At 62.8% G+C, this 12,810-nt stretch carries 13 protein-coding genes and 1 pseudogene; 8 read left to right on the top strand and 6 right to left on the bottom strand.

Annotated elements, in window-relative coordinates:
• The first annotated feature begins 17 nt into the window (after nucleotides 1-17).
• The gene (locus tag JMY28_RS35105; protein WP_201700475.1) at nucleotides 18-770 is read left to right on the top strand and encodes a helix-turn-helix transcriptional regulator; all 753 of its coding nucleotides are present in this window, start codon (nucleotides 18-20) and stop codon (nucleotides 768-770) included.
• A gap of 24 nt (nucleotides 771-794) precedes the next feature.
• Here the strand turns inward: JMY28_RS35105 and JMY28_RS35100 are convergent, their stop codons facing one another.
• Nucleotides 795-1,934: a branched-chain amino acid ABC transporter substrate-binding protein gene (locus JMY28_RS35100; protein ID WP_201700474.1), complete on the bottom strand. Its 1,140-nt coding sequence runs from the start codon at nucleotides 1,932-1,934 to the stop codon at nucleotides 795-797.
• A gap of 363 nt (nucleotides 1,935-2,297) precedes the next feature.
• Between JMY28_RS35100 and JMY28_RS35095 the strand changes: the two genes are divergently transcribed.
• From JMY28_RS35095 to JMY28_RS35075, 5 genes are all read left to right on the top strand, one after another.
• Nucleotides 2,298-3,287, top strand: coding sequence for an aldo/keto reductase (locus JMY28_RS35095; protein ID WP_201700521.1), 990 nt, complete (start codon nucleotides 2,298-2,300; stop codon nucleotides 3,285-3,287).
• Between the two features lie 149 nt (nucleotides 3,288-3,436).
• A complete protein-coding gene (locus JMY28_RS35090; RefSeq protein WP_201700473.1) occupies nucleotides 3,437-4,216 on the top strand; it encodes a PhzF family phenazine biosynthesis protein in 780 nt (259 codons plus the stop codon).
• Nucleotides 4,217-4,307: 91 nt separating this feature from the next.
• The gene (locus tag JMY28_RS35085; RefSeq protein WP_201700472.1) at nucleotides 4,308-5,102 is read left to right on the top strand and encodes a 2-keto-4-pentenoate hydratase; all 795 of its coding nucleotides are present in this window, start codon (nucleotides 4,308-4,310) and stop codon (nucleotides 5,100-5,102) included.
• 35 nt (nucleotides 5,103-5,137) lie between these two features.
• Nucleotides 5,138-5,623, top strand: a complete 486-nt coding sequence (locus tag JMY28_RS35080) for a RidA family protein (RefSeq protein ID WP_201700471.1) — start codon at nucleotides 5,138-5,140, stop codon at nucleotides 5,621-5,623.
• 57 nt (nucleotides 5,624-5,680) lie between these two features.
• Nucleotides 5,681-6,415 carry an SDR family oxidoreductase gene (locus tag JMY28_RS35075; protein ID WP_201700470.1) on the top strand — a complete coding sequence of 245 codons (735 nt, stop codon included), beginning with the start codon at nucleotides 5,681-5,683 and terminating at the stop codon, nucleotides 6,413-6,415.
• 101 nt (nucleotides 6,416-6,516) lie between these two features.
• Here JMY28_RS35075 and JMY28_RS35070 read toward each other — a convergent pair whose 3' ends face one another.
• The 3 genes from JMY28_RS35070 to JMY28_RS35060 form a co-directional block, all read right to left on the bottom strand.
• Nucleotides 6,517-6,720, bottom strand: coding sequence for a hypothetical protein (locus JMY28_RS35070; protein WP_201700524.1), 204 nt, complete (start codon nucleotides 6,718-6,720; stop codon nucleotides 6,517-6,519).
• 34 nt (nucleotides 6,721-6,754) lie between these two features.
• Nucleotides 6,755-7,105: an HdeA/HdeB family chaperone gene (locus JMY28_RS35065; RefSeq protein ID WP_201700469.1), complete on the bottom strand. Its 351-nt coding sequence runs from the start codon at nucleotides 7,103-7,105 to the stop codon at nucleotides 6,755-6,757.
• A 220-nt stretch (nucleotides 7,106-7,325) separates the two neighbouring features.
• Nucleotides 7,326-8,885: an AMP-binding protein gene (locus JMY28_RS35060; RefSeq protein WP_236597187.1), complete on the bottom strand. Its 1,560-nt coding sequence runs from the start codon at nucleotides 8,883-8,885 to the stop codon at nucleotides 7,326-7,328.
• Between the two features lie 418 nt (nucleotides 8,886-9,303).
• Here JMY28_RS35060 and JMY28_RS35055 point away from each other — a divergent pair, with 418 nt between their 5' ends.
• Together JMY28_RS35055 and JMY28_RS39190 are read left to right on the top strand one after the other, a co-directional pair.
• Nucleotides 9,304-10,386, top strand: a complete 1,083-nt coding sequence (locus tag JMY28_RS35055; RefSeq protein WP_201700468.1) for a hypothetical protein — start codon at nucleotides 9,304-9,306, stop codon at nucleotides 10,384-10,386.
• Between the two features lie 117 nt (nucleotides 10,387-10,503).
• Nucleotides 10,504-10,685: pseudogene (locus JMY28_RS39190) on the top strand (PDDEXK nuclease domain-containing protein); the annotation flags it as partial.
• Between the two features lie 141 nt (nucleotides 10,686-10,826).
• On the opposite strand, the gene JMY28_RS35050 reads toward JMY28_RS39190, so the two are convergent.
• Nucleotides 10,827-11,615: a hypothetical protein gene (locus tag JMY28_RS35050; RefSeq protein WP_201700467.1), complete on the bottom strand. Its 789-nt coding sequence runs from the start codon at nucleotides 11,613-11,615 to the stop codon at nucleotides 10,827-10,829.
• Between the two features lie 260 nt (nucleotides 11,616-11,875).
• Nucleotides 11,876-12,700 carry an IclR family transcriptional regulator gene (locus JMY28_RS35045; protein WP_201700466.1) on the bottom strand — a complete coding sequence of 275 codons (825 nt, stop codon included), beginning with the start codon at nucleotides 12,698-12,700 and terminating at the stop codon, nucleotides 11,876-11,878.
• Nucleotides 12,701-12,810 lie beyond the last annotated feature (110 nt).

Genomic DNA, 12,810 nt, shown 5'->3' with positions numbered 1-12,810 from the left:
TTTCCCATACAGCAGCGATGGCCACGAGATCCTCTTCTTCCTCTGCGTCCGCGAGCCGGCGCCGCCGCGCGTTGTCGCCCGAGATCCAGGCCGAGCGCACGGCCGTGATGAACGCGCTGCACCCGGTCGTGCAGCTGCTCGGCAGCGTGCTCGGCTCGAACGTCGAAGTGGCGCTGCATGATCTGACGCATCCGGAAGACTCGGTCGTCAGCATCGTGAACGGGCACGTGACGGGACGCTCGGTCGGCAGCTCGGCGCTGCGCGGACCGAAGGGCGACGTTTCGTACGCGGCGGTCATGGATGCGCGCTCCGCGCGCGGCGAGCCCGGCCACGCGATCATCGGCGACTATCCGACCGAGAATGCGTCGGGCCAGCCGCTGCGCTCGTCCACGGTGGTCTTCCGCGACGCCGAGGGCTATCCGTTTTCCGCGCTCTGCCTGAACGCCGACATGACGATGTTCGAGATGGCGCACAACTGGCTCGAACGGCTGCTCAACCGCAAGCCGGCCGAGGAGCCGGTGGCGACCACCGAGCCGCAGCTCGACGTGCTGATGAAGGAGATCATCGACGACGCCGTTCACAAGCTCGGCAAGCCGGTATCCATGATGAACAAGGAGGAGAAGATCTACGCGGTGCAGGTGATGACGCGCCGCGGCCTCTTCATCGTCAAGGGTGGCGTCGAGCGCGCGGCGCTCGCGCTGAACGTGTCGCGCCATACGATCTACAACTATCTCGAGGCGCTGCGCCAGCGCAGCGACGCGGCCGGCTGATACAGCCTGCGGTCGGTTTCCCCGTCATTGCGGCTGCATTTCGGTGAGCAGCTTCTGCTTGCCGTTCACGTAGGTGAAGATCGAAATGACGCCGTGCTTGAGATCGCCGTTCGGCTCGTAGGCAATTTCACCCGTCACCCCCTTGTAGTCGGTCGACGGCATGGCCGCGAGGATTTTTTCCTTGTCGGTCGAGTTGGCGCGCTTCATCGCATCAACGACGACATAAACGGCGTCGTAATTGTACGGCGCATACGCCTGGATCGGCTGGCCGTAGCGCTTCTCGTAACGCACCTTGAAGGCCGGACCACCCGGCATCTTGTCGAGCGCCGCGCCGGCCTCGGAGCACACGACGTTGCGCGATGCCGGGCCTGCGAGCTCTGCGAGCTTCTCGGTGCAGATCCCGTCGCCGCCGACGATCTTCGCCACGATGCCAAGCTGCTGTGCCTGTTTGACGAAGGGACCCGCGCCCGCGTCCGCGCCGCCGAACATGATGACGTCGGGCTTTTCGCCCTTGATGCGCGTGAGGATCGCCCGGTAGTCGATGGTGTGATCGTTGGTCGCGTCGCGCGACACGACCTCGGCGCCCTTCGCCTTGATGGCCTGGCTGAACTGGTCGGCGAGGCCTTGTCCGTAGGTGGTTGCATCGTCGACGACGGCCACGCGTTTCGCGTGCAGCGTGTCGACGGCGTAGGCGGCGAGCGCCGGGCCTTGCTGGGCGTCCGTTGCCATCGCGCGGAACGTCGTCTTGAAGCCCTGCTGCGTGTACGCGGGATTCGTAGCCGTCGAGATCTGCACGATGTCCGAGCCGCTGTAGATCTTCGAAGCCGGAATCGACGCGCCCGAATTCAGGTGGCCGATGATCGCGACGATGTTGTCGTCCACGAGCGATTGCGCAACCGTCGTGGCGGTTCGCGGGTCGGCGGCGTCGTCCTTGCCGTCGAGCTTGAGCGTGACCGGGCGTCCGCCGATGGTGAGCCCCGAGGAGTTGATCTCCTCCACCGCGAGCCGCGCGCCGTTCTCGGCGTCCTTGCCCATCGCCGCGAGACTGCCGGTCAGCGGATTCGCCGCGCCGACCGTCACGACTTCCTGCGCCCGTACCGGCCCAAGACAAAGTCCGACCAGGGAGGTGCCCATGACGAGCCGCAAGCTTTTGTGCATCTTCATTTCCCATCTCCAGTTACGAACGTTGGCAAACCCTGTGCGGCGAAAGTGACGCCTCCCTCTTTCGACAAAAGTCTATAAATTGTCGAAATATTAGTCAAATTGTAGAAATTCGGGATTAACCCCAGGGCAAACGGCGCGGACAGGCGAGGTCGCGTAGGACAGGGCGCATCGCGGCACGCTTCGGAGCGCGTAGCCACGGATTCGTGGTTCAAACGTGCTAGCGGAGGCTCGACGCAGCCGTCAATTTGGTCGGTATTCCTGCGTCGCGAGACCTAGACTGTGCGGATCCGTCCGACTCGACAACGGCCTGGCGCGGGACGGCGAGCGACGCGCACCGGCCATCATTTCTGGAAGGGCATCATGATGATTCCACGCCGCAAGCTGGGACAGCAGGGACTCGAGGTTTCCACGATTGGACTCGGTTGCATGGGCATGTCGTGCGAGTACGGGACCGCTGACGAAGCGGCATCGGTCGACGTCATTCATCGCGCGATCGACCTTGGCTGTACGTTCTTCGACACCGCGGAGGTCTATGGGCCCTACACCAACGAGGCGCTGCTCGGGCGCGCGCTGAAGGGGCGGCGCGATACGGTGCAGATCGCCACCAAGTTCGGCTTTGCAATCGGGCATCCCGAGCACGGCACGACCGACAGCCGTCCGTCGCAGATCCGCGCAGTCGTCGACGCTTCGCTCGCGCGGCTGCAGACCGACTACATCGACGTGCTCTATCAACATCGCGTGGACCCGGCCGTGCCGATCGAGGAGGTTGCCGATACCGTCGCCGCGCTCGTGCGCGAGGGCAAGGTGCGCTATTTCGGGCTGTCGGAGGCGAGTCCTGGGACGATCCGGCGCGCGCACGTCGTGCATCCCGTCTCGGTGTTGCAGAGCGAATATTCGCTATGGGAGCGCGCCATCGAAACCGACGTCATCCCCACCCTGCGCGAACTTGGCATCGGGCTCGTGCCATTCAGTCCGCTGGGGCGCGGCTTTCTGACCGGCAGCGCGAAGCGCGCCGAGGCCTGGCCGGAAGGCGATTTCCGCCGCACGAACGATCCGCGTCTGCAGGGTACGAACTTCGACGCGAACATGCGCGCGGCAGAGACCGTGCATGCGATTGCGGCTGCGAAGGGTGTGACGTCGGCGCAGATCGCGCTGGCGTGGCTGCTTCATCGGGCCAGCGACATCGTACCGATTCCCGGCACACGGCAGATTTCGCGGCTCGAACAGAATCTGGGCGCGGCGCAGGTTTTGCTCAGCGACGGGGACATGGCCGCGCTCGATGCGGCCATGCCGCCGGGCGCGACTGCGGGGCTGCGCTACAACGCCGAAAACCTCGCATTGCTCGACCGCTGATGTGCGCGTGTCGCCGCCCGCATGGCAGCGTTAAGGGTATACGTCACATGTATCCAAATTGACGATCACTTCTACAATTTGTAGAATTCATTCGTACCCGACGATTCACGATGCCGCCGCGCACCGTGCCCGCTCACAAGGAACCCGGAATGAAGCTCAGGATCTTTCAGGTCGACGCATTCTCCTCGAAGACGCTGGAGGGCAATCCCGCCGCGGTCTGTCCGCTGGAAAGCTGGCTGCCTGACGAGATGCTCAAGGCCATCGCCGCTGAGAACAATCTCGCCGAAACCGCCTATTTCGTGGGGCAAGGTGGCCGTTACCAGTTGCGCTGGTTCACACCGCAGGTGGAAGTCGATCTGTGCGGGCACGCAACGCTGGCCACGTCGTGGGTGCTGTTCAACGAGTTGTCCGTCCCCGAGGATCTGTTGCAGTTCGACACGCGCGGCGGTGAGCTTCGCGTACGCCGCGCGGGCGAGCGGCTCGCGATGGATTTCCCCGGCACGATGCCGCGACCCTGCACGCCGCCGCCGGCTTTGCTGCCCGCGCTCGGAATCGTGCGGGCCGAAGTGCTCGAAGCGCGCGATTACGTGGTCGTCGTCGATTCGGAAGCGGAAATCGCGCGGCTCGCGCCGGATTTCGCGGCGCTGCGCGAGTGCACGAAGTTCGGCGTTAGCGTGACCGCGCGCGGCGAGGCGTTCGACTTCGTCTCGCGCTGGTTCGGGCCGAAGGTCGGTGTCGATGAGGACATCGTCACTGGCGCGGCCCACGCATGGCTTGCGCCGTACTGGGCGTCGCGCCTCGGCAAGCCGATCCTGACGGCGCAGCAGGGCGGCGTGCGCAAGGGGCAGGTGGGTTGCGAGGTGGTGGGCGATCGCGTCATCATCAGCGGCCATGCCGCCACTTACATGGCCGGGGAGATTTACGTATAGATCGCGCGTTGCATGCGCGTCGAGGAAGCCATTGTCAGAATTATTTCGGATGACGAATCATGTAGATTCGGTCTACGTTGGAGAACGTCGTATGACCATTGACATCGAGGCCGCTTCCGACCTGCTGTGGCGCGCCTGGCACGAAGGGCGCGTGATCGACGCCTTGCCCGATGGGCTGCGCCCTCGCGATCGCGCCGAGGGCTACGCCGTTCAGGCGCGTCTCGCGGCACATTCGCCGGCGCCGCTGGCGGGATGGAAGATCGCGGCGACGAGCGTGGCGGGTCAGCGGCACATCAACGTCGACGGTCCGCTCGCGGGGCGCATTCTGGCCGAGCGCGTTCACGCAGCCGGCGCGCACCTGTCGATGGCGGGCAACCGCATGAAGGTCGCGGAGCCCGAGTTCGTGTTTCGCGTGGGCCGTCCGCTGACGCCGCGCGCGCAGCCTTACGCGATCGACGAGGTCAGGGAAGCGGTGGCGGGCCTCTATCTCGGCATTGAGTTTCCCGATTCGCGCTTTGTCGATTTCGTGACAGCGGGCGAAGCGCAGTTGATCGCGGATAACGCCTGCGCGCATGCCTTCGTGCTCGGCCCGTGTGCATTGGGGACGTGGCAGGGCATCGACCTCGCGGCGCATCGCGTTCGCGCGACGGTGGCCGGCCATGCGCGGCAATATGAGCGCGAAGGCGAGGGCACGAACGTGCTCGGCGATCCGTATATCGCGCTGACGTGGCTCGTCAACGAGCTTTCCCGCTTGCAGATCGCGTTGACACCGGATCAGTTCGTCACCACCGGCACGTGCATGACGCCGCTCGGCATCGAGCCAGGCGACGAAGTGACGGTCGACTACGGTGCGTTCGGAAGCATGACATGCCGTTTCGAGGCGTGATGGCGCAGGACGAGCGAAGGCCAGGGAGGAGATCGATGATCGAGGATTTCGATGGACGCCTCGCACGGCTCGGCGTGCAACTGCCACAGGCGCCGAAGCCGCTGTACAACTACGTCCCGGCGCTCGTATCAGGCAATCAGGTCCACGTGGCGGGGCAACTGAGCTTCGAGAACGGCGCCCTGCGGCATCGCGGCAAGCTCGGCGACGACGCGACGCTCGATGCCGCGCGCGACGCCGCGCGGCTTTGCGGCCTCAACATCCTCGCGCACGTCCGCAACGCGTGCGGCGGCACCTTGAACCGCGTGACGCATTGCCTGCGCATGACGGGCTACGTGAACTCGACGCCGGACTGCACGGACCAGCCCGCCGCGATGGACGGCTGCTCGGACCTGATGGTCGATATCTTCGGCGAGCGCGGGCGGCACGTGAGGACCTGTGTGGGCGTTGCGGCGTTGCCGCTCAACGGCGTGATCGTCGTCGAGGCGGTGTTCGAAGTCGAGCCGGCCGTTGGCGCACGCTGACGACGGCGCCCGGTTCGGCGCCGACCGGTTATCTCTGGATCATTAAGGAGCAGCAACATGCAGCTTGGACTGGACTCGAAGCGCGCACTCGTGACAGGGGCGTCGCGCGGTCTGGGACGCGCCGTCGCCGGCGCGTTGTGCGATGAAGGCGCCAGCGTGGCGGTGTGTGCGCGCGACGAAGCGCGGCTTGCCAAGGTCGCCGCGGAAATCGGAGCCACGGCGTTTGCCGCCGATCTCACGCCGAAGGGCGCGTCGGCGCGTCTCGCTCAGGACGTGATCGCGCGGCTGGGCGGCGTCGACGTCCTGGTTGTGAACACGGGCGGGCCGCCGGTCGGCACGTTCGAAGCGGTCGACGATCTCGCGTGGGAAGGTGCCGTCGATAGTCTCTTCCTGAGCGCGGTCGGTCTCGTTCGCGCCTGCCTGCCCGGCATGCGGGCGCAGCGCTGGGGGCGCATCCTGATCGTCACGTCGGTCGCGGCGCTCGAGCCGCATCCGGGGCTCATCCTCTCCAACGCGATTCGTCCCGCGCTGCATGGGCTCGTGAACGCGCTGAGTCGTGAGGTCGCCGCGGACGGGATCACGGTGAACGCACTGCTGCCGGGCTTCACGGCCACGGAGCGTTTGCAGGAAATCGGCGTGGGCGACGATCAGGTGGCAAGCCAGGTGCCGGCGGGGCGTATGGGGCGGCCGGAGGAGTTCGCGGCGCTGGCGGCTTTTCTCGCGTCGGAACCTGCCGCGTACATTACCGGGCAGGCAATAGCATGCGACGGAGGCTTGCTACGATCGATCTAGCGGCGGCCAGCCGCTTCAATCATTCAGAGAGATAATATTGGCAGAACTAACGTCTCATCATGCCAAAAAGAAAAAAGCCGGAATCGAATGCGGTTGATCGATTACGCATTGCGGTCCACGACGAAACCGCAATACGGGGCGTCCGAGGCGGGCTGGTGATGGAACCGGCGCTTGCGCAACGTTCTATCCGTATGGAAGGCCTCGGGACACTCGATCTTCAGGTGGAGGATCGTCGTGTCGATATGGTCGATGCCGAGTTTCGAGGCCTGGATCAAGGCGCGTTTCTGCGCGGAGTTGAGCTTCATGACTGCTCCTGAGAAGCGGGCGTCCTGGGAACGCTTAGCTATGCTGGAACAGCGCGATGCGACCGCTCTTGTAGAGGTCGTGCAGCTTGTTTGCGAACGGTGCGTGCGGCGCCTTCTGGCATTCGCCGACGACGACGGCCACCGGCGTCGCGACATCGACAACCGTCGTCACGGTCTCGCTCACGCCGAGCTTGTCGACGCCCGAAACCCAGTAGACGAGCGCCGGCTTGTAGGCGTCGTCCACGGCGAGAAAGTCGGAGCAGCTCATCTTTGCGGGCGAGCCAGCACTGGCGGGATCGACGCTGTCAGCGAGCGCGAGGGGGGAAACACAGAGACCGGCAACGAGGGCGGCGACGACGGTTGCAGCAGAGGTAAGGCTTTTCATTTCAATTCTCCTGAGTCGAGGAACGTAGGCAACGGAACCTTGTGGGTGCGTCGATGAATGTCATCGTACGGGCCGAGAGTTAGCTGAGAGTGACGGCGTTAGTTTTCCCGCTGGATTTTGCCGAGGGTCTTGTCTTTCGGTGGCCGCGTGCCCACGAAGCGTGAATGGCGCGATGACGGGGGTACCGGGAGGAGACGGACCCTATCACCGCGCCGGAAGCTTAGAACCGAATTTCGGCGTGGTACGGGCCTTCCGAGGCGTGTGATGGTGCCGCCCGCATGATCGCACTACGGTCCACCTTCCCCTGTTCGGTTAGCGCAATGGAGCGACTTTGCGTGAGACGGACCTGGCTTGCGACCGTTTCATCGAATGCCACATCGAGCGCACGCAGGCACCGCACCACGTCCACTCGACGCCCGGCCCATGGCTCGACGACGACACGCCATAGCTCGTCGCCAATCCCGCCATTGGCGGCAAACGCGGCCGCAAAGCGCACGTCGGGCAAGCGGCAGAGGACATCCTCGATATCGACGGGAGCGATCGTGCGGCCGGCGATTCGCCTGATGTCATTCGCTCGCCCGAGCACGTGGAGGTAGCCGTCTTTGTCAATGAAACCCACGTCGCCCGTGAGACACCATCCGTTCCGGAATTTCAGGGTCGCTTCTTGAGGCTGATTCCAGTAGCCTTGCGCAACCGCCGCAGAGCGCACCTCGATGTTCCCGGGCTGCCCGGACGCCGCGAGCGCGCCGTTGGTATGCCGAAATCGCACGTCGACGCCGACGCGCACGCGGCCCGCGCAGTCGAGCAGCGCCGGCTTCGACGATTCGGGAGGCGCCAGCGTGCTGACGAGCCCCGCCTCGCTCGCGCCATACAGATGCGTGAGCACGGGGCCGAACCGCGCGATTGCGCGGCGGCGAAGCACGGGAGGCGCCGATCCGCCTACATGCGCGATCGAGCGCAGCGAAGACAGGTCGCGATAGGGAACGTCGCGGTGATCCATCGTTTCGAACAACTGAGGTTCGACGAGCAGGAGATCGGTGATGCGTTCGACTTCGATCGCGGCAAGGGTGGCGGCAGGGTTGTACCGGCGCTCGAGGACGACCGTGCCGCCGCCGGCCAACGTGGTATCGACGAGCACCTGGGACAGGTATGCGAGCGGACCGTTGACGAGTTGACGCCGTTGTTCGTCGCGAGGCGCTTTCACGAGCGCCGAATACGCCGAGAACGAACGGCAACTGGATTTGGGCACGCCCGTCGTGCCGCCCGAGGAGACGATCACAGCGAGTTCGTTTGGCGCGCTGCGTCCCGGCAGCGGCTTGTCGGACTGCGCATTGGCGAGCACGTCCAACCGCGTCGCGGCGTCGCCGCAGCCGACCTGGATCACGCGAAGTGACGTCGCTTCGGGTACGAGCCGGGCGGTCTCCGGGAAGACCACCAGCAGCGTGGGCTCGATTCGCGCAAGCAGCGCCGCGCGGCGGTCGGCATCCACCACCGCGGGCAGGTAGATCGCCGCGGCGCCGATCAGGTTGGCGGCGTAACGGATGGCGATCGCGTCGGGCCGGTTCGGCGCAAAGAGCGCGACGAGCGAGCCTCGTTCGATGCCGAGCGCCTCAAGTGCCCGCGCGTAGCGGTAGACGGCGCTGCGCAGCGCGCGGCCCGTCACGTTCGTCCCTTCGTAGCGGATGACCGGCCGCTCGGCTCGTGATTCGAACTCATCGAGCAGGCAATCGACATAGGGCCGGTACGTCCCTGTCTCTCTCATTTTCGTGGCGTGATTCATGGTGTCACCTTGCTTCATTGCGTCGTCTCGGACCGTTGCCGCCTGTCACGGTGATCCTCGAGGTAATTGAATGGGGCTGTCGAGGAGAGACATGGTGAGCGGGCAAAGTTAGTGGCGAGTGAGCGCGTTCGCGCCGGGCGGCGATTCGCGTTGCTAACGTTGCGTTATCACGGCGCGCGCCGACTAGCTACTCAAGCCGTTCATCACGTCGGATCTGATGGTTCAGCAGAGCACTGTCGAAACTTCTTTACCGACCCGGCAGTACCATATCGCTCGTTGGGGGTTCTCGTTCGGGCTGGCCGTCGGTAACGAGGCTTCGCGCCGGTGGCGAGTCGTTAGCCGCGATCACGGGCATCCGCAAGTTTCCTGAAAGATTGCTGCAATTCAAGTGGCATAGCCGATGTTTTAGGGGATGAACATGAAATGCTCGGATATTTTATCCATAACGTTTGTTGAGTCCGATACCGATCGGGAGATGCAGGCGAGCTTCGAGGCAATGGTGGAAAAATGCCGTCGAAATGGTACTCGGCTCATCAACAAGATTGTTAAAGTGGCAGACGACCATTCTGTCGATACAATTTTTGGAGCGATTGGCGCAAACGTGGATCAGTTGAAGAGAGGGACGAGCGTTGGTCTCTATCTAGCCGCGCACTTTGTCAAAGCGAAAGGGGATACAGCGCCGCCGATGGCTTCGATGGCAAAGATTGCGGCGAAATATTACGAAGCCGGTCTGAGATTCCAAAAAATAAATCTAAATGCGTGCTTCTCGGCTGGCCAACCGGGCCACGCTATCGAAGTCGGGTTGAAGTATGAAGGCAATCTGGTTATTGATTTCTGCCAGAATCTCGTGGCTACCCTGAAAGATGCCACGTTCTTTGCGAGCGGCCAGGCCATGCCACTGACTGTTCTGGATGGTTGCATGGTTGCAGGCTATCGTTCTCAGGTTGTCCTATATAATCCGGCGCATGATTTTTTCAAAAAGCCGGCTCAAGGGACTTCGGATCCTTATGAATGGTCAAAGAAACTCCCAAATCGAGTGGGAAATGTTTTTCGGGAAAGCGGTGGGTACTATTTTGCTCACCCGAAAAATGACAAGAGTTTTAATGAAATGCTGCCCGTAGAGAAGGAAAAAATCTATGCAAATACAAAAATTGGCAATTTACTCGCGGGCAAGAAATATACGGTGCGCGGGCACGACGCCCCATATTTTTCAGATCAAGACTATCCCGATCTGACTATTACTGAGCCGAGATCGGGTCTTCCGGAACTGAAGGAGGTAGAGGTTGGAGATCTTTTCAGAAATCAGAATCTAGCGGCATATTTCAAATGTATACTTCACTATATTCTCACAAAGAAAATCGTTCGATTCGGTAACGCGGGTAACATATCCCAAATCTCCATTGCGGATTACTCCGAAAATGGAGACATTAAGGAGATGGTTACCACAGTCACCGCATTCAATGCGGCTCTGGAGCAACTTGGGGTACGGGTCGTCCTTTAATTCAGCGCTCAGATGCCTGACGCTGTGACTCTGGCGACAGGCACCACCCGCAAAGTCCAATGGCGCGCGAATCGCTGGAACGAACGACTCGCGGCAGCAAGCTAGCGATCGGGCTATCTTGCCCGGGAAGCGCTGAAGGACCCCTACATCTTTGACTTTCTGGCGTTGGCGCAAGACGCTCCGAAGCACGATATCGAGCGCGCATTGACCCGGGCATCACACAGGTTCTGCTCGGCGCCGGACTCGCGTTCGTAGGACGCCAGTATCGACTGGAAGTCGGCGGCGACGAGTTTTACATCGGGCCAGCCCGAATCCGGCTCGCAGATCCCATGGCGACCGGACCCGTCACCTGTGTCTACATTCGGCTGTGCGCGTGGGATGGGTTCGTTCAATGTGTTCGAGAATTGGAGAGCGCCGCCAGTGAGGAACTCCGTCAACCGCTAAGCGGCCTCCCCTGGATTTTTGAGTGATTGCGCGTAACGACGATACAGGCATCCAGCGCATCCGGCGCCCACACAGAAGTTGGTGACATCCGCAATTGCCCCAAGCAACGCCCACATATCCGCAGGGCGGGCCATACCCATGTGCTGACGTATGAGGAGGCAAGAGAACAGGAATAGGGGTAACGACGCAATGCCCTGCGTTGCCGAGATGCTCCAGAAGTGGCCGCGAGAGTCTCGCCACGCGTCAGCCACACGCACGCGGCCGCCGATGGCCACGTGAGTGAAAAGCAGGTTTAAGCGGGTGAGAAAAATGAGGCCAAGACACACCGCAACTATCGTGGCATACGCTAGCAGGACGGACATCGGCGGCGCGCGAAAATGGTCCGGCTTGAGCACGACTGCAACGCCGATCCCGAAGCCGACGACAACCACCGCAGCGCAAAGTATGGCCAGGATACTGGCCCACGTGACGGTCACGTATCGCCGGAGACTGCGCCCGAAAACCGGTTCCGCGCGTGCCTGCGGGGCATCCAGCAAAAGAAAGCGTAAAACATCCACAGGCAATGCCGTGAGCACCACGACCCTGGCAAGCCCGACCACGCCAAACGGCACCCATACGATCGCCTTGAACGGAGGATGCAAATCGGGCAGCAGGAGCGCGTCGATATATGGAGCGAGCCATGCAATGAGGAAAAAAGACATGACGCGGACCGGGCGCTGGCAGACATAGCGCCAGGCATCGGCCCATCCACCCAACACACACCGCCAAAACGTGAATGTTGCCATCCGGTCGTCTCCAGTGTTGGGCGCGCGATTTCTTCTCCGCCAGCTATGCGGCGCGCATTGGTGCTGCCACCGTGCCCGCGCGGATTGTGCCACCCAGCACGTCGGGAGTTGTGCGCGCTAGCGCACTAACCGGGCGGTACGAGGCCGCGCGCGGCAAGGTCGAGTGCCCCGGTATTGCACCTCAAAATCCAGGTTGAAAGATAGGGACTCCTATACTTCGACGAGACGGTTGATATCGTTATTCGACGTGCACGCCCGCACTACACGTCAGTCGGCCTCCCTGCATTGCCGGGTACCAAGGATTGGGTTGAGGATCGCGAGGGGTGCACGACGCTCGCGAGTTGTTCGCGAGCGAGCGCAGCGAGGGCGGCCCCGCGCCCTCGGGGCATTTTCGCGGACACAGTGACGATTCCGATCGCGGCCGTCGCACACGACCCCATCGCAAAGCTGATGCCCACGCCGCTCAACCCTTGCGCGGCGACCTGGGCGTAGCCCAGTTCTCGCGTTTGCATGACCCAGCGGCGCAGGCGGGCCTCGTCGAGATTGCGGTGACCATATTCAATTGTGTGGCGCGCATAGTGCGCGCTGATTTCCTCGTCGGGCAGTTCGGCTAGCAATGCAATGCTTGGTATGCCCATGCCAAGCAGCCGCATGCGATCGCGGTTTCTTCCGAACTCCGGCGACGGCGTTTCGCCTTCTTCGATGTGCAGGCAATGACTGTAGTCACCCGAGCGAACCACCAGAAACACGTGCTCGGCGGTTTGACGCGCGAGTTGTTTCATCATCGGGCGGCACTGCTCCACGAGCGGTGGCGCCTGCATCGAAACCGATCCCAGCGCCATGCTTTCAACGCCGAGGCGATAGAGCTTCGTTTGCGGGTCGCGCACCGAAAGGCCTACCTCAACCAGGGCGGAGACGATCCGGTAGGTGGTGGTTCGATCGAGCCCCGTTACGTCCGTCAACGTCTGCAGCGACACACCGCTCACATGATGCTGCGCGAGCACCCGCAACACCTGCGCGGCGCGCTCGATGCTCTGCGCACCGCGCACAACGGGCTCTGAGTGAGTACGACGAGAGTTGGGCATGGCAGATTCGCGCGCTGGGCGATTGGGCTTTTTCGGGGGGCGTTTCCGGCGCGGTCGAGTATAGCAGGCAGTGAAAACGCTATGTGCACATTGTGCACATTCGTCGCATT

This window comes from Paraburkholderia hiiakae (assembly GCF_904848665.1).
Classification (GTDB): Bacteria; Pseudomonadota; Gammaproteobacteria; order Burkholderiales; family Burkholderiaceae; genus Paraburkholderia; species Paraburkholderia hiiakae.
The sequence above is the reverse complement of the archived record's forward strand: the minus strand, read 5'-3'. Positions and strand labels throughout refer to the sequence as shown.

Excerpts from the sequence above, each read along its gene's own strand:
- JMY28_RS35105 (WP_201700475.1), top strand. The coding sequence starts at position 18 with ATGGCCACGAGATCCTCTTCTTCCTCTGCGTCCGCGAGCCGGCGCCGC.
- JMY28_RS35100 (WP_201700474.1), bottom strand. The coding sequence starts at position 1,934 with ATGAAGATGCACAAAAGCTTGCGGCTCGTCATGGGCACCTCCCTGGTC.
- JMY28_RS35095 (WP_201700521.1), top strand. The coding sequence starts at position 2,298 with ATGATTCCACGCCGCAAGCTGGGACAGCAGGGACTCGAGGTTTCCACG.
- JMY28_RS35090 (WP_201700473.1), top strand. The coding sequence starts at position 3,437 with ATGAAGCTCAGGATCTTTCAGGTCGACGCATTCTCCTCGAAGACGCTG.
- JMY28_RS35085 (WP_201700472.1), top strand. The coding sequence starts at position 4,308 with ATGACCATTGACATCGAGGCCGCTTCCGACCTGCTGTGGCGCGCCTGG.
- JMY28_RS35080 (WP_201700471.1), top strand. The coding sequence starts at position 5,138 with ATGATCGAGGATTTCGATGGACGCCTCGCACGGCTCGGCGTGCAACTG.
- JMY28_RS35075 (WP_201700470.1), top strand. The coding sequence starts at position 5,681 with ATGCAGCTTGGACTGGACTCGAAGCGCGCACTCGTGACAGGGGCGTCG.
- JMY28_RS35070 (WP_201700524.1), bottom strand. The coding sequence starts at position 6,720 with ATGAAGCTCAACTCCGCGCAGAAACGCGCCTTGATCCAGGCCTCGAAA.
- JMY28_RS35065 (WP_201700469.1), bottom strand. The coding sequence starts at position 7,105 with ATGAAAAGCCTTACCTCTGCTGCAACCGTCGTCGCCGCCCTCGTTGCC.
- JMY28_RS35060 (WP_236597187.1), bottom strand. The coding sequence starts at position 8,885 with ATGAATCACGCCACGAAAATGAGAGAGACAGGGACGTACCGGCCCTAT.
- JMY28_RS35055 (WP_201700468.1), top strand. The coding sequence starts at position 9,304 with ATGAAATGCTCGGATATTTTATCCATAACGTTTGTTGAGTCCGATACC.
- JMY28_RS35050 (WP_201700467.1), bottom strand. The coding sequence starts at position 11,615 with ATGGCAACATTCACGTTTTGGCGGTGTGTGTTGGGTGGATGGGCCGAT.
- JMY28_RS35045 (WP_201700466.1), bottom strand. The coding sequence starts at position 12,700 with ATGCCCAACTCTCGTCGTACTCACTCAGAGCCCGTTGTGCGCGGTGCG.